Annotated in this window: 17 protein-coding genes; 14 read left to right on the top strand and 3 right to left on the bottom strand. The window is 69.0% G+C overall.

Annotation, left to right across the window (positions count from 1 at the left end):
* The 6 genes from AAW00_RS06685 to AAW00_RS06710 all read left to right on the top strand — a co-directional run bounded on the left by AAW00_RS06685 (window position 1) and on the right by AAW00_RS06710 (window position 6,567).
* The gene (locus AAW00_RS06685) at window positions 1-1,353 is read left to right on the top strand and encodes a DUF58 domain-containing protein (protein ID WP_241461719.1); all 1,353 of its coding nucleotides are present in this window, start codon (window positions 1-3) and stop codon (window positions 1,351-1,353) included.
* The gene (locus AAW00_RS06690) at window positions 1,353-2,408 is read left to right on the top strand and encodes a stage II sporulation protein M (RefSeq protein WP_047003641.1); all 1,056 of its coding nucleotides are present in this window, start codon (window positions 1,353-1,355) and stop codon (window positions 2,406-2,408) included. Before AAW00_RS06685 ends, AAW00_RS06690 begins: the two co-directional genes overlap by 1 nt.
* The gene (locus tag AAW00_RS06695; protein WP_241461661.1) at window positions 2,405-3,313 is read left to right on the top strand and encodes an RDD family protein; all 909 of its coding nucleotides are present in this window, start codon (window positions 2,405-2,407) and stop codon (window positions 3,311-3,313) included. The genes AAW00_RS06690 and AAW00_RS06695 overlap by 4 nt, the downstream gene beginning before the upstream one ends.
* A gap of 97 nt (window positions 3,314-3,410) precedes the next feature.
* Window positions 3,411-4,703, top strand: coding sequence for a mechanosensitive ion channel (locus AAW00_RS06700; protein ID WP_047003642.1), 1,293 nt, complete (start codon window positions 3,411-3,413; stop codon window positions 4,701-4,703).
* Window positions 4,704-4,745: 42 nt separating this feature from the next.
* Window positions 4,746-5,264, top strand: coding sequence for a GNAT family N-acetyltransferase (locus AAW00_RS06705; RefSeq protein WP_047003643.1), 519 nt, complete (start codon window positions 4,746-4,748; stop codon window positions 5,262-5,264).
* 55 nt (window positions 5,265-5,319) lie between these two features.
* Window positions 5,320-6,567 (top strand): sensor domain-containing phosphodiesterase, encoded by a 1,248-nt coding sequence (locus tag AAW00_RS06710; RefSeq protein WP_047003644.1) that lies wholly within the window; start codon window positions 5,320-5,322, stop codon window positions 6,565-6,567.
* Here the strand turns inward: AAW00_RS06710 and AAW00_RS06715 are convergent.
* A complete protein-coding gene (locus AAW00_RS06715) occupies window positions 6,564-8,333 on the bottom strand; it encodes a cation:proton antiporter domain-containing protein (protein ID WP_047003645.1) in 1,770 nt (589 codons plus the stop codon). The two genes, AAW00_RS06710 and AAW00_RS06715, sit on opposite strands and share 4 nt — an antisense overlap.
* A 12-nt stretch (window positions 8,334-8,345) precedes the next feature.
* A complete protein-coding gene (locus AAW00_RS06720) occupies window positions 8,346-9,350 on the bottom strand; it encodes a zinc transporter ZntB (RefSeq protein ID WP_047004455.1) in 1,005 nt (334 codons plus the stop codon).
* Between the two features lie 72 nt (window positions 9,351-9,422).
* Here AAW00_RS06720 and ispG point away from each other — a divergent pair, with 72 nt between their 5' ends.
* From ispG to AAW00_RS06755, 8 genes are read left to right on the top strand one after another with little or no spacing between them, the layout of a single operon-like run.
* Window positions 9,423-10,562: a flavodoxin-dependent (E)-4-hydroxy-3-methylbut-2-enyl-diphosphate synthase gene (gene ispG / locus AAW00_RS06725; protein WP_047003646.1), complete on the top strand. Its 1,140-nt coding sequence runs from the start codon at window positions 9,423-9,425 to the stop codon at window positions 10,560-10,562.
* A 16-nt stretch (window positions 10,563-10,578) separates the two neighbouring features.
* Complete coding sequence (locus AAW00_RS14920) at window positions 10,579-10,722, top strand: hypothetical protein (RefSeq protein ID WP_156169987.1); 144 nt, start codon at window positions 10,579-10,581, stop codon at window positions 10,720-10,722.
* Window position 10,723: 1 nt separating this feature from the next.
* Entirely contained in the window at window positions 10,724-11,323 is a 600-nt protein-coding gene (locus AAW00_RS06730; RefSeq protein ID WP_063359810.1) for a thioredoxin family protein, read from the top strand.
* Window positions 11,320-12,054, top strand: coding sequence for a polysaccharide deacetylase family protein (locus tag AAW00_RS06735; RefSeq protein WP_241461662.1), 735 nt, complete (start codon window positions 11,320-11,322; stop codon window positions 12,052-12,054). The genes AAW00_RS06730 and AAW00_RS06735 overlap by 4 nt, the downstream gene beginning before the upstream one ends.
* Entirely contained in the window at window positions 12,054-12,995 is a 942-nt protein-coding gene (locus AAW00_RS06740) for a histone deacetylase family protein (protein ID WP_047003647.1), read from the top strand. Before AAW00_RS06735 ends, AAW00_RS06740 begins: the two co-directional genes overlap by 1 nt.
* Before the next feature lie 26 nt (window positions 12,996-13,021).
* Window positions 13,022-13,546 (top strand): retropepsin-like aspartic protease family protein, encoded by a 525-nt coding sequence (locus tag AAW00_RS06745; protein WP_047003648.1) that lies wholly within the window; start codon window positions 13,022-13,024, stop codon window positions 13,544-13,546.
* Window positions 13,547-13,551: 5 nt separating this feature from the next.
* Complete coding sequence (locus tag AAW00_RS06750) at window positions 13,552-14,478, top strand: hypothetical protein (RefSeq protein ID WP_047003649.1); 927 nt, start codon at window positions 13,552-13,554, stop codon at window positions 14,476-14,478.
* 53 nt (window positions 14,479-14,531) lie between these two features.
* Window positions 14,532-15,296 carry a murein L,D-transpeptidase catalytic domain-containing protein gene (locus AAW00_RS06755; protein WP_063359811.1) on the top strand — a complete coding sequence of 255 codons (765 nt, stop codon included), beginning with the start codon at window positions 14,532-14,534 and terminating at the stop codon, window positions 15,294-15,296.
* A 52-nt stretch (window positions 15,297-15,348) separates the two neighbouring features.
* Here AAW00_RS06755 and AAW00_RS06760 read toward each other — a convergent pair whose 3' ends face one another.
* Window positions 15,349-16,692 (bottom strand): L,D-transpeptidase family protein, encoded by a 1,344-nt coding sequence (locus AAW00_RS06760; protein WP_047003650.1) that lies wholly within the window; start codon window positions 16,690-16,692, stop codon window positions 15,349-15,351.
* Between the last annotated feature and the right edge of the window lie 33 nt (window positions 16,693-16,725).

The following is a 16,725-nucleotide window of genomic DNA, read 5'->3' on the forward strand; positions in this document are numbered from 1 at the left end:
ATCCGCGCCCTCCTTGCCCGCGTGCCCGCCCCACCGGTCGTGCCGACGGCGCGCACGCTGGTGCTGCTGGCCTTGCTGGCCCCGCTCGCCGTGGTCGTCGCCGCCACCGCGCCCGGCGCCTGGGTCGTCGCGCCCGCGGCGGGGCTGGCGCTGCTGCTGGTCGTGCTGATCGACGGCTGGCTGGCGGGATCGCTGAGGGACCTGCGCTACTACGTCCCCGCCGACGTCGAGGTGGGCCAGCCCGCCATGCTGCGCGTCGATGCCACCATCGAGCGCGACGGCGATGCTGCCTTGCCCGAGGCCGCCATCGGTTTCGACCCGCGGCTGGGCGAACACGGGCGCGCCGCGTTTCGCCTGCAGCCGACCGGGGAGGCCAACGGCTTCACCGGCATGGGAGAGGCCGTGCCGGTGCGGCGCGGCTCCGGCGCGTTGCACGACCTGTGGCTGCGCTGGGCCGGCCCGCTCGGCCTCGCGGTCCGGCAGCGGCACCTGGCGCTCGAAGCCACCTTGCGCGTGTGGCCCGACCTCTCGCCGGTGCGCAGCCCCGTGCTCCAGCGCTTCCTGCGCGACAGCCAGTTCGGCCTCGTCGCCCGGCGCATCCGCGGCGAGGGCACGCAGTTCGAGGCGCTGTCCGAATACGAGGCGGGCATGGACCGCCGCCGCATCGACTGGAAGGCCAGCGCCCGCCACACCGCGCTCTACGCCCGCGAGAACGAGAGCGAACGCGACAACCAGATCGTCTTCGCCTTCGATTGCGGGCAGTCGATGATCGAGCCGGTCGACGGCCTGCCGCGCATCGACCGCGCCGTCTCCGCCGCACTGACCGCGGCCTATGTCGCGCTGAAGGGCGGCGACCGGGTGGCGCTGTTCGGGTTCGCCGACCAGCCGCAGCTGATGACGCCCTTCGTCGCCGACACCCGCGCCTTTCACCGCCTGCAGAGCGCCGCGGCGGAGCTCGACTACACGCCCCGCGAGCCCAACTTCACGCTGGCGCTGGCAACGCTCGCCTCGCGGCTGAAGCGTCGCAGCCTGATCGTGCTGTTCTCCGATTTCGCCGATCCGACCTCCGCCGAGCTGATGGTCGAGAGCGTGGAGCGGCTGGTGCGCCACCACCTCGTCATCTTCGTCACCATGATCGATACCGAGCTCGAGGACCTCGCCGCCATCGAGCCCGCTTCCATCGGCGACATCGCGATGGCCGTCAGCGCCGATTCGCTGGTCCGCCAGCGCGCGCTGGTGCTGGAGAGGTTGCGGCGGCTGGGAGTCAACGTGATCGAGGCCGCGCACGATGCCATCGGCTACCGCCTGATCGACCTCTATCTCGAGAAGAAGCGTAGCGAGGCGATCGGCTGATGGCGCTCGCCCTGTTCCGCAAGGCCGAGATCGTGCCGCCCGCCGACATCGAGGCGGCCAGCCTGCGCTCCGACCGTTTCCGGCTTGAGCGCGAGGTCGACTGGCAGCGGCTCGACGCTATCGTCACCGCGCTGGAGAAGGGCCGCCCGCGCGCGATCAGCGACGACGACCTCCTCGACCTGCCCGTGCTCTACCGCAAGACCGCCTCCAGCCTCGCCGTGGCGCGCGAGACATCGCTCGATGCCGCCGCGCTCGACTATCTGGAGGCGCTGGTGCGGCGCGCATGGTTCCAGATCTACGGGCCGCGCGTGGGCTTCATCGGCTGGCTGCGCCGCTTTTTCGGGGGCGGCTGGAGTACCTCGGTGCGCGCCATCTGGCTCGACATTTGCATCGCGCTGGCGGTCTCGGTGGCGGGCGCGCTCGTCGGCTGGCTGCTTGTCGCGCGCGACCAGGAATGGTTCTACGCGCTCGTCCCCGCAGGGATGGCGCAGGGCCGCGTGCCCGGTGCCTCGCGCGAGGTCCTGCAAGAGGCATTGACCCACGACGGCAGCACCGAAGGACTGACGACGTTCGCCGCCTCGCTTTTCTCCAACAACACCGGCGTCGCCATCATGGCCTTCGCGCTGGGCTTCGCCTTCGGCGTGCCGACCCTGCTGCTGCTGGTCTACAACATGGCGCTGTTGGGCGCGATGCTGTGGGTCTTCCACGATGCCGGGCTGGGCTACGAATTCGGCGGCTGGCTGAGCGTTCACGGGACGACCGAACTGCTCGCCATCGTCCTTGCAGGGGCCGCGGGGCTGCACGTGGGGCGCACGATGGCCTTTCCTGGCGAGCGCTCTATCCTCGCCGCCATGCAGGCCGCGGGCCTTCGCGCGGCGCAGGTGATGGCGGGGGTGGCGCTGATGCTGGTGGTGGCGGGCCTGCTGGAAGGCTACGCCCGCCAGCTCGTCGAGAGCACCGAAATCAAGTATGTCATCGGCGGCTTCATGCTGACGCTGTGGGTGCTCTACTTCCTCGGCATGATGCGCCCTCCCGAAAGCGAAGGCGAGGCATGAGCGGGGCCGTCATCCAGATGCGCGTCGATGCCGAAAGGAATAGGGGCAAGCGCGACCGGATGCTGGTGACGCCGGAAGGCCTCGCCCTGCCGCTGACCGTGGCGAGCCGGGGCAGCCGCGCGGGCGCGCTGCTGCTCGACCTCACCTTCATCGTCATCGGCACCGTCGTCTTCCTGCTCACCCTCGCCTTTCTCGGCCTCAGCATCTTCAACGTCGGCGATTCGCCCAGCGGCCCCATCGAGATCGTGCTGGTCGTCATCATCCTGCTGCTGTTCCTCGCCCGCTACGGCTATTTCATGGCTTTCGAACTCGGCCCGCGCGGGGCGACGCCGGGCAAGCGGCTGCTCGGCATCCGGGTGGCGGCGCGCCCAAGTAACTACGAGGGGGGCGGGCAGCTGACTGCCGAGATGGTTATCGCGCGCAACCTCGTGCGCGATGTAGAGGTCTTCCTGCCGCTGTTCTTCATGCTGGGCGGCGGAGAACAGGCGGGCGTGGCGGGCCTTGCGGCCTTCGTCTGGCTGGCGGTGTTCGTGCTGTTCCCGTTCTTCAACAAGGATGCCCTTCGCGCGGGCGACCTGGTGGCCGGGACCTGGGTGGTCGAATCGCGCGTGGCGAAGCTGAAGGAGGCCATGTCCCTCGCCCCGGACCGCCGCGCCGACTATCGCTTCGGGCCGGAGGAACTCTCGGTCTACGGCGAGCACGAGCTGCAGGTGCTCGAGAACGTGCTGCGGCAGGGCCAGGCCGATGCGCAGCGCGACGTGGCGCTTGCCATCACCCGCAAGATCGGCTGGCAGCTGGGCGCGGGCGACGAGCGCGAGTTCCTCGAGGCATTCTACGCCGCGCTGCGCGGCCACCTGGAAAGCGGGATGCGCTTCGGCAGGCGCAAGCGCGACAAGCATTCCTGAGTCCCTTGCCGCCACGGCGCCGACTTGTGCACAGGCCCGTTTCGCCGCCGTGACAAGGCGTGATACAATCCCTGCAATATCAACGGGGAGACCACCGATGAGGATAGGAAACTACCGCTGGGACAACGAGCTGGCGCTCGAGGTCCTGCAAAAAATCGGGCTCGCGCTCGTCGTGCTGCTCGTCACCTGGCTGCTCGCGCGAGCCGCCAAGTGGGCCTTCGCCAGGCTGGTCGACAACGTCGGCTTCCTCCAGCGCTCCACCTCGTCGGGCACCTCCATCGGCGAGCAGCTGGGCAAGATCGTCGGCTTGCTGATCTGGGGCTTCGGCCTGCTCGTTGTGCTGACCGTGCTCGGCCTCGGCAGTGTCGCCGGACCGATCGACACGCTGCTCAACAACGTGATGGCCTTCATTCCCAAACTGGTGGGCGCGGGGCTGATCTTCTTCATCGGCCTGATGCTGGCACGCATCGCTCGCGACCTGATCGTCGCCACCCTGCAGACCGTCGACTTCGACAAGTGGGCGAACCGCGGCGGGGTGGAGACCGCGACCGGCAACACCACCATCTCCAAGACCATCGGCACCATCGTCTATGCCGTGATCGTGATCTTCGTCTCGATCCTGGCGCTCGATGCGCTGGACCTCGAGAGCGTGTCGGGTCCGGCGAGCGACATGCTGCGCCTCATCCTCGATGCCATCCCGCGGATCATCGGCGCGGCGCTGCTGCTGGCGCTGGGCTATCTCATCAGCCGCTTCGTGGTGCAGGTGCTGCGCGAAGTGCTGCCCGGCCTCGGCGTCGACCGCGCGCTGTCCTCCAGCGAGGTGCTGCCCGCGGGCACCGCCGTCTCCGATGTGATCGCGCGCGTGGTGCAGGTGGCCATCGTCCTGTTCTTCGCCATCGCCGCCACCCGCCTGCTCGGCTTTCCCGAGCTGACCGCGATCCTCGATCAGGTGCTCGAGCTCGGCGGACGGGTGGTGTTCGGCGCGGTGGTGATCGGCGTAGGCTTCGCCATCGCCGGTTTCCTCGTGCGGATGATCAGCGGCACGGGCGGGCAGACGACGCTGGCCGCCAGCATCGTCAAGTGGGCGACGATCGTGCTCTTCACCTTCATGGGCCTGCAGTTCATGGGCGTGGGCGAGGAGATCGTGCAGACCGCCTTCACCGCCGCCGCCATCGGCGCGGGCGTAGCGGGCGCGCTGGCCTTCGGCCTCGGCGGACGCGAATGGGCGGGCCGCAAGCTCGAGCAGATCGACAGGCACGTGGAGAACTATTCGCCCACGACCATTGAGCGGCCGGCCTCGCGCCGCGTGGCCGACGCGCCGGGTACGACATCGAGCATGTCCGATCCCTCGCCATCGGACGATCCAGCCGACCTGCCGCCGGGCAGTTAAGGCTACCGCATTTCCCGGAACGTCATTACGGGGCGCAGGGTCATGATCCTGCGCCCCGCTTCGTTAGCCGATGCCGAACCGCTTGCCCGCCTGGGCCGCGAGAGCTTCTGCGCCGCATTCGAGCACCTCTACCGCCCGCAGGACCTCGCCACCTTTCTGCACGATGTCTATTCGGTAAACGCGGTGCGGGGCGAGATCGCCGATCCGACGATCACCCACCGCCTCGCGCAGGACGAGCCCGGCGGCCCTCTCACCGGCTTCGTCAAGATGCGCGCGCCCAGCTGGTATGCCGAACATTCGGATGCCGCGCGGCCCATCGCGCTCGGCCAGCTCTACACCGACCCCGCGCGCACCGGCGAGGGCATCGGTGCCGCGCTGATGGACTGGGCGCTCGGCTTTGCCCGCGATGGCGGGCACGACGCGGTACAGCTGTCGGTCTGGGCGGAGAACCACGCCGCACAGCGCTTCTATGCCCGCTACGGCTTTGCCAAGATCGCCGACATCCACTTCCCCGTCGGCGAACAGCTGGACGAGGAGTTCCTTTTGGAACTGCGCCTGTAAAGCGCTACGTCAAGGTTAAGCACCCTTTAGGGGTTTTGCGGCACAGCTGGCGGCGATGGGTATCGCAGCACTTCAACTCCCCGATCTGGACTCCCCCGCACGGCCCCTGCCGGACGAGTTGGTCTCCGATCCCGGCATCGACCGCATCCTCGCCAGCGTGCGCGGGCATCTCGGCCTCGACATCGCCTTCGTCGCGCGCTGGGTGGAGGGCGAACAGCGCGAGCTGACGCACGTTTCCAGCGACCTCGACCTGCCGATGGGCCCGGGCTACCGCAATCCGCGCGAGGAGGGCTATTGCTGGCACATCCTCAACGGCCGCCTGCCCGAGCTGATCCAGGATCCCGCCGACTACCCGCTGACCGCGACCATGGAGATCACCGAGTTCCTGCCGGTGGGCTGCCATCTCAACACGCCGCTGCGCCTGTCCGACGGCACCGTCTGGGGCAGCTTCTGCGCGCTCGGGCGCAAGACCGACCGCACCATGACCGAGCGCGACCTAGGCATCCTCAAGAGCTTTGCGGGCCTTGCCGCCGAGCGCATCGAGAGCTCGCTGGAGGGCGACATGCTGCGACGCGGGGCGCGCGAGCGTGTCGTTTCCATGCTGGACGGGCACGGCGTGTCCACCTTCCTGCAGCCGATCGTCTCGCTGGAAACGGGCCAGCCGGTGGGCGTCGAATGCCTCTCGCGCTTTCCCGACCTCACCAAGCGCGGGCCCGATGCCTGGTTCGAGGATGCCGAACTCGTCGGCCTGGGCGAGGAACTGGAGACCACCGCGCTCAAGGTGGCGCTGGAAAGCATCGCGCACATTCCCGATGGTATCTACGCCACCATCAACGCCTCGCCGCGCACCGTGGCCTCGGGCGCGGTGCGGCGCCTGCTGGAAACCAGCAGTGCGAAGAACCTCGTCGTCGAGGTGACCGAGCACAGCGACGTCGAGGATTTCGACCTGCTCGCGCGCGAGATCGCCGCGCTCAAGGCCCATGCCCGCATCGCCATCGACGATGTCGGCACCGGCTACGCGGGGCTGCGTCACATCGTCGACCTGCAGCCCGACATCCTGAAGATGGACATGGTGCTGACCCGCGGGATCGAGCGCGATCCGGCGAGGAAGGCCATGACCGCGGCGCTGGTGCAGCTGGGGCGGGAACTCGGCTGCAGCATCGTGGCCGAGGGCATCGAGACCGAGGTCGAGGCCGAGGCGATGAAGGCCCTCGGTGTGGATCTCGGCCAGGGCTACCTGTTCTCGCGCCCGCTACCCACGGTGGCGGCGCAGCAGTACCTGCTCGGCTTTACCCGCCACTAGCGGGTGGAAGGCCCGTCCAGCCGCAGCACGCGCTGCTGTTCGCGCGTCATGTCCTGCGCCGCGTAGATATCGCCGCCCTCGATCTGCAGGCGCATCCGCTCGCGGTCGTTCTCGCGGTAATGGGCCGCGGCCGAGCTGCGTTCCTCCTCGCTCAGCCCGACGTACTCGAGAGCCATGAGCGCCATGCTGATCGACGATTCAAACACTTCGCGCATGACGTACTGCGCGGGCGAGCGGGCGAGTTCGATAACCGACCGTCGGTCGAACCCGCGCACATAGATCGCCGCATCGCCCCAGGCCTGGTGCACCGAGGCGATCAGCTCGGCATCGGGCACCTCGTCCATGCAGAACATGATGAGCTGCGCCTCGGCGGCGCCCGCCTGGCGCAACATGTCCATGCGTGTGCCGTCGCCGTAATAGACTTTGCTGCCGAATTCGTCGGCCACGTCGATCTGCTCCGCGTCGCGGTCGATCACCGTCACCGACAGGCCGCCCGCCATAAGCACCTGAGCCACGCTTTGCCCGAACCGGCCGTAACCGACCACCACCGCGCTCGCACCCTCGGGGCGCGGTTCCTCGCGGGTTTCTGTGCTCTCGGTGTCCTCGCGGCGGATGCGGCGGGTGACCATCATCAGGAACGGCGTCGCGGCCATCGACAGGGTGACGATGGCGCCGAAGATGCTGGCCGATTGCTGTTCGATCAGCAGCGCGTCCTGCGCCACGGTGTAGAGCACGAAGGCGAACTCGCCGCCCTGGCTCAGAAGAAGGCCGAGCCCGACCGCGGCCTGCCAGCGCATCTTCATGACGAGGCCGATGGCGGTGATGATCGTCGTCTTGACGAGGATCAGCAGCGCCGCGAACCCGAACACGAACAGCGGCCGCTCGGCGATGGCGCCGAGGTCCAGCATCATGCCGACAGCAACGAAGAAAAGGCCCAGCAGGATGGCGCGGAAGGGCTCGATATCGGCCTCGAGCTCGTGCCGGTAGGGGGTGTCCGCCAGCATCACCCCGGCGATGAAGGCGCCCAGCGCGGGCGAGAGGCCCAGCCACTGCATCAGCGTGGCGCTGGCGAGCACGGTGAACAGCGCCGCCACGATGAACAGCTCGCGCTCCCCCATGCCGCCGATCAGGCGGAACAGCGGACGGATCAGCAGGCGGCCCGCCAGGATTAGGCCGACGATGGCCCCCACGGTGATGAGCGCCAACTGCCAGCCACCCGGCCCCTCGTCGGCCATCGGATTGCGGCTCATCGCGGTGACGATGGTAAGCAGCGGAATGATCGACAGGTCCTGGAACAGTAAAATGGCAAAGGCCTTCTCGCCGAAGGGCGTGCGCAGGCGGCCCGCGCTCTGCAGCATCGGCAGCACCTGCGCCGTCGACGACAGGCCAAGCGGCAGCCCGATCGCCAGCGCCGCCTCCAGCGTGTAGCCGGTCAGCGCGAGGATGGTCGCCGTCACCGCGAGCCCGCAGGCCGCGACCTGCGCCAGCCCCAGCCCGAAGATCAGGTGCTTCATGCGCCACAATCGCTCCGGGCTCAGCTCCAGCCCGACCACGAACAGCAGCATGGTAATGCCGAGTTCGGCGACGGTCGCCATCTCCTCGGCTCCGCCCACCCAGCCGAGCACGGACGGGCCGAGCAGCGCGCCCGCGACGAGATAGCCCAGCGTCGCGCCGAGCCCCGCGCGGCGGAACAGCAGCACGGCAAGCAGCGCGAAGCCCAGCATCAGCAGGGCATCGAGCAGGATCAGGCCGTCATGCGCGCCCATCGGCCCCGCCTCTCACAGCCATTTCCATTTCCAGAACAGGATCACCTGCGCGATCAGGATTGCGCCGCAGATGCCGCAGACGATCCAGAAGCCGTTGGCGCTTTCCACCCATGGCAAGCCGCCCACGTTGATTCCCAGCAGGCCGGTTATGAAGCCCAGCGGCAGGAAGATCGCGGCAACGATGGTCAGCAGGTAGTTCGTCCGCTCCGCCCGCGCATCGGACCGGGCGCGGATGTCGTCCTGTAGGACGACGGCGCTTTCCTTGGAGATGTTGATGTCGTCGAGATAGCGGCGCAGGCGGTCGATGCTCTCGGCGATCTCGCGCCGGTCGTCCTTCTCGAACCAGGCGGGCGCGTCGCGGGCGATGGTCTCCAGCGCCTCGTGCTGCGGGGCCATGTGACGTTGCAGCGCCAGCCCGTTGCGTCGGATGATCGAGATGCGCCTGAGCTTCTCGCCCGTATCCTGGTCGAGATCGGCATCCTCCATCGCGTCAATGGCATCGTTCATGTCGACGATGGAACTGCCCATGCGCCCGATCATCGCCTCGATCAGGTCGGTAATGGTGCGCCCGGCATCGTGCGGGCCCCGGCCGGCGTCGATCTGGGCGAGCACGTCGCGCGGGGTTTGCAGGCGGCGACGGCGCAGGGTGACGAGGCGGTGGCCGTCGCACCAAAGCTGCATCGAGACCATGTCCTCGGGCTCCGCGCCGGGATTGAAGTTGATGCCGCGCAGAACGGCCACCAGCGTATCGCCCTCGCGGAAGGCGCGCGGGCGGGTGGATTCGTCGGTCAGCAGCTCCACCGTCGGCTCTGGCAGGCCGAGGCCGTGTTCGAACCACCGGGCCGCATCCGCGTGGTTGCGGCACAGGTGTATCCACATGACCTCGTGCGGGAACGCGGGCTGCCATGTCTGCACCTCAGCCCAGGAGATCGGCCGCCCCCCGCCGCGCCCGTCGAGCACGCGGGCGAAAAGCACGGGGCCGTCGAGGTCCTGGTCGTCGGTATGGAGAGCGCTCATCGCATTGCCGCCTAGCGCCTCGCGGCGCACCTGTCATTGCCCCGTCATCCTTCGCGGCCTATATCGCGCCTCATGTCTTCCATTCGTCCCTGGCGCACGATCGAGCGCCGCAAGTCCCGCCAGATCATGGTCGGCAAGGTCCCCGTCGGCGGCGATGCGCCGATCAGCGTGCAGACCATGACCAACACGCCCACCGAGGACGTGGGCGCGACCATCGACCAGATCCGCCGCTGCGAGGAAGCGGGCGCGGACATCGTGCGCGTGTCCTGCCCCACGGCGGAGAGCACCGCGCGCTTCGACGAGATCACCCGCGCAGCGAACGTGCCGATCGTCGCCGACATTCACTTCCACTACAAGCGCGCGCTGGAAGCCGCCGACAAGGGCGCGGCCTGCCTGCGCATCAACCCGGGCAATATCGGCTCGTCCGAGCGCGTGGCCGAGGTCGTCCGCGCGGCCAAGGCCAACGGCTGCGCCATCCGCATCGGCGTCAACGCCGGCAGCCTCGAGAAGGACTTGCTGGAAAAGTACGGCGAGCCCTGCCCCGAGGCGCTGGTGGAAAGCGCGCTCGACCATATCAAACTGCTGCAGGATCACGACTTCCACGAATACAAGGTGGCCGTAAAGGCGAGCGACGTGTTCCTCGCCGCCGCCGCCTACCACGCGCTGGCCGAGACGGTCGATTGCCCGTTGCACCTCGGCATCACCGAGGCGGGCGGGCTGATCGGCGGCACGGTCAAGTCCAGCATCGGGATGGGCAGCCTGCTGTGGGCGGGCATTGGCGATACCATCCGCGTCAGCCTGTCGGCAGAACCCGAGCGCGAGGTAAAGGTCGGCTTCGAGATCCTCAAGGCCTTGGGCCTTCGCACCCGCGGCGTGCGCGTGGTCTCCTGCCCCTCGTGCAGCCGGCAGGGCTTCGACGTGATCCGCACGGTCGAGGCTCTGGAGGCTAGGCTGGAACACATCAAGACGCCGATGAGCCTCTCGGTCCTCGGCTGCGTGGTCAACGGGCCGGGCGAGGCGCGCGAGACCGACATCGGAATTACCGGTGGCGGCGCGGGCAAGCACATGGTTTACCTCTCGGGTGTGACCGACCACCATGTCGAGTCGGACCACATGCTCGACCATATCGTCGCGCTGGTCGAGGCGAAGGCGGCGGAGATCGAGGCGGGCACCGCCACGGCCTTCGATCCGCACGCACAAGCGGCTGAATAGAGGGGGAGTACCGATCATGGCCGACGACAAGAGCACCGGAGAGAAGCTGACCGACGAAGAGCGCGCACGCATCGTCGCCGAGAAGAACGCGGCCGCAGGCGGCGATAGCGGCCCGGTTGGCACAAAGGGCTGGGACAAGCCCGGCGCCGCCAAGAAATAGCATGACGATCGGGCGGGGCGGCAACGGCGTGCTGCTGGCGCTCGCCCCGCTGGCAGTCCTGGTACTGTCATGCTGCGCCACCGTGCCGCAGGACAACGTGGCACAGGTCACCATGGCACGGGCAAGCGCCCATCCCGAGGCCGCGCCCTTCGATCCCGAAGCCGATGCCGACGCCGCGCTCGGCGCTGCCCTCGCCCGCGCCGCCACGGAAGATGGTCGGGTGCTGCTGGTGACCGGCGCGAACTGGTGCCACGACAGCCGCGCGCTGGCGGGCTGGCTGGGCACCGATCGGTTCCGCCAGCTCGCCGCCGACCATTTCGAGGTCGTCTATGTCGATGTCGGCCACCCGCAGGCAGGCGAAGGCCGAAATCTCGATGTGCCCCGCCGTTTCGGACACGAACAGCAGGGCACGCCCAACCTGCTGGTGCTCACGCCCGAGGGACTGGCGGTGAACGCCGATACCGCCGCCGATTGGCGCAACGCCGCCAGCCGCAGCGAGGACGCGATCTACGACGCGCTGGTGGACCTGGCGCACCGGCCTGCGCCGACCGGCAACGGCCAGGACATCGCGCCCGGCGACCAGGACGACGCCACCCGGTGATCCTGTCCCGCGAGCGTTTTCCCTTGCGCCGGCTTGCGGTCGGCCTCGTCCTGCTGCTGGCGCTGGTTGCGGGGCTGTTCCAGCTGAGCCGCGCGCCGTGTTTTCAGCTTGTCGGCGATCTCGTCTGCCGGGTCGAGACGGATCAACGCGTCGTGGCCCTCAGCTTCGACGACGGGCCGACGGCGCAAGGCGTCGATGCCGTGCTCGCCGAGCTTGAGCCGCGCGGGCTCAAGGCCACATTCTTCCTCATCGGCAACGACATGGAGCAGCATCCGCAGCAGGCTCGGCGATTGACGGAGGCGGGGATGGAGCTGGGCAACCACACCTACAGCCACCGCACCATGCTACTGCACACCCCCGGCTTCTATGCCGAGGAGGTGACCCGCGCCGATGCCCTGCTGGACGTGGCGGGGCGCACGGGACCGAAGCTTTTCCGTCCGCCCTACGGCAAGCGCCTGCTCGGCCTGCCGCAGGCGGTGGACGCGGCGGGGTATACCACCGTCACCTGGGACGTGGCCGACAATGTGGGCGCCCATCCGACACCCCGCGCCTATGCCGATGACATCCTCTCGCGGGTGCGCCCCGGCTCGATCGTGCTGATGCACCCGATGTACCGCGGCAACGGCGTTGAGCGCGAGGCGCTGGCGCTGGTGCTCGACGGGCTCGCCGCGCGCGGCCTTCGCGTGGTGACGGTGGGCGAACTGCTGGCGCTGCGCGGAGCGAGCGATTGATGCTGCACGTCGTCCACCACGCCGATTACATGGCCCCTGCCCCCACGCGCGGCAGTTTCCGCTTCGACAAGTACATGGCGGTGATGCAGGTGCTGCGCGCCAGCGGCTTCGCCATCACACAGCATGCGCCCGAGCCCTCTCCCCGTGAATGGCTGGAGGCGGTCCACGATCCGGCCTACGTCGAGGAAGTCTTCACCGCCAGCGTGCCGCGCGAAAAGGAGCGGCGGATCGGCTTTCCCGTCACCCCGCACATCGCCCAGCGCGTCCGCCACACCAACGGCGACACCTGGCTCGCCGCACAACTCGCGCTGCGCCACGGCTATGCCGCCAACTCCGCTGCCGGCAGCCACCACGCGCTGCACGAGACGGGCGCGGGTTACTGCGTGTTCAACGACCTCGCCGTCACCGCCAACCGGCTGCTGACGACGGGTGATGCGAACCGGGTGCTGATCGTCGACTGCGACGTCCACCAGGGCGACGGCACCGCCAGCCTGATGGCGGGGCGCGAGGACGTGTTCACGCTCTCGCTCCACGCCGAGAAGAACTTCCCCGCGCGCAAGGCCCGCTCCAGCCACGACGTGAATCTCCCCGACGGCACCGACGACGATGCCTACATGGAAGCGCTGGCCGGGCACCTGCCGCGCGTGCTGGACGAATTTGCGCCCGATTTCGTGCTCTACCAGGCGGGCGTCGATCCGCACCGCGACGACAAGCTGGGCCGCCTCGCGCTGACCGACGAGGGACTGATCGCCCGCGACCGCTTCGTGCTGGGCGAGGCCCGGTCCCGCGGCCTACCCGTCGCCAGCGCGCTGGGCGGCGGCTACGGCGAGGACCCGGTGACGGTCGCCGCGCGCCACGCGCGCTCGATGCTGGCCATGGCCTACCCCAGGGCTCCGGTCGAACACCTGCTGGCGGTCGGCACGGCATTTACCCCGGTTTAAGGGGCGCTGCGCTAGCCTGCCGGGCGATGGATTTTCGCATTCCCCTCGCGGTCGTGCTCCTCGTCGGAGGCGCGATAGGCCTGCTCATGCCGACGGGCGATGCCGTGCCGCGAGAGGGCGAGGCCGAAGCGGCCCCCACCGATGCTTCGCTCGCGCTGGCCGGTAGCGCTGTGACCTGGGACGAGGAGGAAACCGCGCTCGAACGGGAAAGCGACGGGCATTTCTACGCCGATGTGGTGATCGATGGCACGCCCACGCGGATGCTCGTCGATACCGGGGCGAGCGTCATCGCGCTAACCGGGGAGGATGCCTCGGCGCTCGGCCTCACTTGGGACGACAGCCAGATCGTGCCCGTGGCGCAGGGCGCGAACGGCGTGGTCTACGGCGTCCATACCCAGCTCGGCGAGGTGCGCGTGGGCGCCTTCGAGGCGGAGAATGTCGCCGCCATGATCATTCCCGAGGGCCTGTCCGTCTCGCTGCTCGGCCAGTCGTTCCTCTCCACCATCGCCAGCGTCCGCATCGCCGACGATCGCATGGTGCTGGCGAGCTGACGGCCGTGAGCAAGTTCTCTCTCCTCCCGCGCCGCTGGCGCGTAAAGGCCGATGCCGCGCGCCATGCCGAGGCCATCGCCGGCGTGCTCGACACCGCGCCGATCCGCCCCGCTCAGGACGGCGTGGTGCTGTTCTCGATGATCGGTACCGCCGTGCTGCTGCCCTACCTCGTCGCGGTGAAGAGCCTGTGGCGCGAACTGGGACGCGGGCGGGTGGCGATCCTCGACGACGGCACGCTGACCGCGCAGGACCGCGCCATCCTCGCCCACCACTGCGGCGACCCGGAGATCTTCGCCATCGCCGGGGTGGACACCGCGGGCTTTCCCAAGGGCGGCTGCTGGGAGCGGTTCCTGACCATCCTCGACCACCGAGGCGGCGAGTACTGGATCCAGCTCGACAGCGACACGGTAACGCTTGGCCCCGTGCCCGAACTGGCGCAGGCGCTGGCGACCAACCGCAGCTTCACCCTGCTCGGCGGGCCGGAGGGGGAGAGCTTGCCGCTGGACCTGAAAAGCTTTGCCGCGGCAGCCTATCCCGATGGTCCGCAGGACGGCCACATCCAGACGCAGGTCGAGAGCCGCCTCGGCCAGCTCGACCGTCCCGGCTGGCGCTACGTGCGCGGCTGCGCGGGCTTTGCCGGGTTCGCCGCGGGCGGACCGGGGCGCAACCTTGCCGCCGCCTTTCTCCACGAGATGTCAGGCTTCGTCGGCGCGGAGCAGATGGCGACCTGGGGCACCGAGCAGATCGCCAGCAATTTCCACGTCGCCAACGAACCGGGCGCGGTGCTGCTGCCCTACGATCGCTACATGAACTACTGGAACGAGGACTGGGCCGGGGGCACAGCCTTCGTCCACTTCGTCGGCACCCATCGCTACGACAACGGTGCCTACGAGCGGGCGAGCCTTGCCGCCATCGAACGACTGAAAAGCTGAACCGGTCGCAAGCGTATGGACAAGGTTCAGCCTTTGCCCGCTAAGACGATGCGATGAACCGGCGCCAGCTTCTCACCCGCACCCTCGCCGCCTCCGCCGCGCTTGCCGCGCCCGCCAGGGTGTTCGCACAGGCCGGACCCTCGGCAAGGGATACCCGCCTGCTCGAAATCGCCCGCCAGCAGGTGGAGCGCGTGGGCGCGTCGCTGTGGCACCGCGACGTGGTGGGGATTGCCGACTTCGGCCTCCATTCCAGCTTGCCGCGCTTCCATTTCGTCGATCTGGTCGGCGGGCGGGTGAACAGCGCGCTGGTCGCCCACGGCAGCGGCTCCGACCCCGAACACGACGGCTGGCTCAACGGTTTCTCCAACCTGCCCGACAGCTGGGCGACCAGCCGCGGGGCCTACATCACCTGGGAATGGTACGTCGGCCGCTTCGGCACCTCGGTGCGGCTGGGCGGGCTCGATGCCGACAACTCCAACGCGCTCGACCGCGCCATCGTGATGCACCCGGCGAGCTACGTCACGCCCGAACACGTCGCCCGGTGGGGCCGCTGCGGGCGCTCCAACGGCTGCCCCGCCTTCGGCCCGGATGTCTTTCCGGAGGCGCTGGTGCGGCTGTCGGGCGGACGGCTGATCTATGCCGATGCGCTGGGGATCGGCGATTACGGCGAGGACGTGGCCACGCCGTGGCAGGCCCCCATCGACTTCGCCGCCGTCGCCGCCGCCAACCGCGCGCGCTATGCCGCAGCCGACGATCCCGATGCGGACGAACTGGCACGCATCTATGCGGCGGCCAATCCGGGGCTGGCGGGCAGCTGAGTTTTCTGGGCAGAGAGCCGCCCCGGACCCGGTCCGGGACGGCTCCCGTAGGTCACACCGTCGTGCGGATGTCGTCGACGATCTCGATCACTTCCTCGTCGGTCTCGCGGGCGCGGTTGCCGACGCGCGGCGCATCGAGCGCGGCGAGCACCGGCGCGTCGCGGCCGTAGATGTCGTTGAACGAGCGCAGATTGCCCTCGATGTCGGTGCCATAGGTGAAATAGGTAATGTAGACCGGCATGGTCCGCTCCACCGGCACGCGCGTGTAGTCGCCGCTGGTGCTGATCTCCACCGCCTCGTCACGCGTCGCACCGCCGCCCAGGATCGCGACGGTCATCGCCAGCTCCAGTGCCCGTTCCACCCGCACGCAGCCGTGGCTGCGCGCACGGTTCTCGCTGGCGAAGAGGTTGCGGGCCGGCGTGTCGTGCAGGAAGATCGCGTGCGGGTTGGGCATGTCGAGCTTCATCATGCCGAGCGAATTGCCCGGCCCCGGCTGCTGCACCACGGTGATCCAACCGTTATCGCCGCGGGTGGCGCGATAACCGTTGGCGCGCGCCCATGCGGGATTGTTCAGCACCCGGTTGCCCAGCCCCTCGCCGCGCACGATCGACTGCGGCACGGTCCAGGTCGGGTTGAAGACCACGCCCTCCACCGTCTCGGCCAGCTGCGGCGTGGGCGAGGAGACCGCGCCCACGATGGTGCGATAGGTGCGGATGATCTGGTTATTCACCGTCAGGCGCAGCTGGTATTCCGGCACGTTGGTGATGAGGTACTGGCCGCCAAGGTCGCGCGCCAGCCAGCGCCAGCGATCCATGTTGGCGCGAATCAGGCGACGCTGCGCGGTGTTGGCGCGCGGCGTATCGGCCAGCGCCTCGCGCAGGGCGGCATAGTCGGGATGGGTCGGCGCGAGCGAGGCGAGCGTGCCCGCGACATCGCCGCTTGCCAGTGCCTGCTCCATCAGACGGCCGGTGGGCAGCAGGTCGGCATCAGGATCGACCACGAACCACTGGCGGCGCGCCTCCATCGGTGTACGCCCGTCGCGCAGGTCCTCCACCAGCCAGGCAAAGGCGCCGCTGGCGCGCTGGTTCAGCGCATCGCTCTCGCCGCGCTCGATCTCGGCGCGCAGCAGGTCCGGGCGATAGTCCGCGGGGTCGAGGCCCTCCGCGCCCACCGCCTCGATCGCGGCCAGCAGCGCGCGGGCATTGCCCAGCGACCAGTTCTGCACGCTCGCGATGCGCGGGTCGGCCTGCACCACCTCGCCAGCCTGCGCGTCTGCCGAAACAGTCACTTCCGCGGCGTCGTCGAGGAAGTTTTCCGGCAGCAGCGTCTGCGCCGAAGCGGCGAGCGGGCTGAAGGCAATGGTGGCGAGCGCGCCGAGCGGGGCGACCAAACGCATGATAACTGTATCCCTGTTAGACCGAGTGGGGGC

Origin of the sequence: Aurantiacibacter luteus (genome assembly GCF_001010945.1) — a bacterium.
GTDB classification, from domain to species: domain Bacteria; phylum Pseudomonadota; class Alphaproteobacteria; order Sphingomonadales; family Sphingomonadaceae; genus Alteraurantiacibacter; species Alteraurantiacibacter luteus.

Excerpts from the sequence above, each read along its gene's own strand:
- AAW00_RS06690 (WP_047003641.1), top strand. The coding sequence starts at position 1,353 with ATGGCGCTCGCCCTGTTCCGCAAGGCCGAGATCGTGCCGCCCGCCGAC.
- AAW00_RS06695 (WP_241461661.1), top strand. The coding sequence starts at position 2,405 with ATGAGCGGGGCCGTCATCCAGATGCGCGTCGATGCCGAAAGGAATAGG.
- AAW00_RS06700 (WP_047003642.1), top strand. The coding sequence starts at position 3,411 with ATGAGGATAGGAAACTACCGCTGGGACAACGAGCTGGCGCTCGAGGTC.
- AAW00_RS06705 (WP_047003643.1), top strand. The coding sequence starts at position 4,746 with ATGATCCTGCGCCCCGCTTCGTTAGCCGATGCCGAACCGCTTGCCCGC.
- AAW00_RS06710 (WP_047003644.1), top strand. The coding sequence starts at position 5,320 with ATGGGTATCGCAGCACTTCAACTCCCCGATCTGGACTCCCCCGCACGG.
- AAW00_RS06715 (WP_047003645.1), bottom strand. The coding sequence starts at position 8,333 with ATGGGCGCGCATGACGGCCTGATCCTGCTCGATGCCCTGCTGATGCTG.
- AAW00_RS06720 (WP_047004455.1), bottom strand. The coding sequence starts at position 9,350 with ATGAGCGCTCTCCATACCGACGACCAGGACCTCGACGGCCCCGTGCTT.
- ispG (WP_047003646.1), top strand. The coding sequence starts at position 9,423 with ATGTCTTCCATTCGTCCCTGGCGCACGATCGAGCGCCGCAAGTCCCGC.
- AAW00_RS14920 (WP_156169987.1), top strand. The coding sequence starts at position 10,579 with ATGGCCGACGACAAGAGCACCGGAGAGAAGCTGACCGACGAAGAGCGC.
- AAW00_RS06730 (WP_063359810.1), top strand. The coding sequence starts at position 10,724 with ATGACGATCGGGCGGGGCGGCAACGGCGTGCTGCTGGCGCTCGCCCCG.
- AAW00_RS06740 (WP_047003647.1), top strand. The coding sequence starts at position 12,054 with ATGCTGCACGTCGTCCACCACGCCGATTACATGGCCCCTGCCCCCACG.
- AAW00_RS06745 (WP_047003648.1), top strand. The coding sequence starts at position 13,022 with ATGGATTTTCGCATTCCCCTCGCGGTCGTGCTCCTCGTCGGAGGCGCG.
- AAW00_RS06755 (WP_063359811.1), top strand. The coding sequence starts at position 14,532 with ATGAACCGGCGCCAGCTTCTCACCCGCACCCTCGCCGCCTCCGCCGCG.
- AAW00_RS06760 (WP_047003650.1), bottom strand. The coding sequence starts at position 16,692 with ATGCGTTTGGTCGCCCCGCTCGGCGCGCTCGCCACCATTGCCTTCAGC.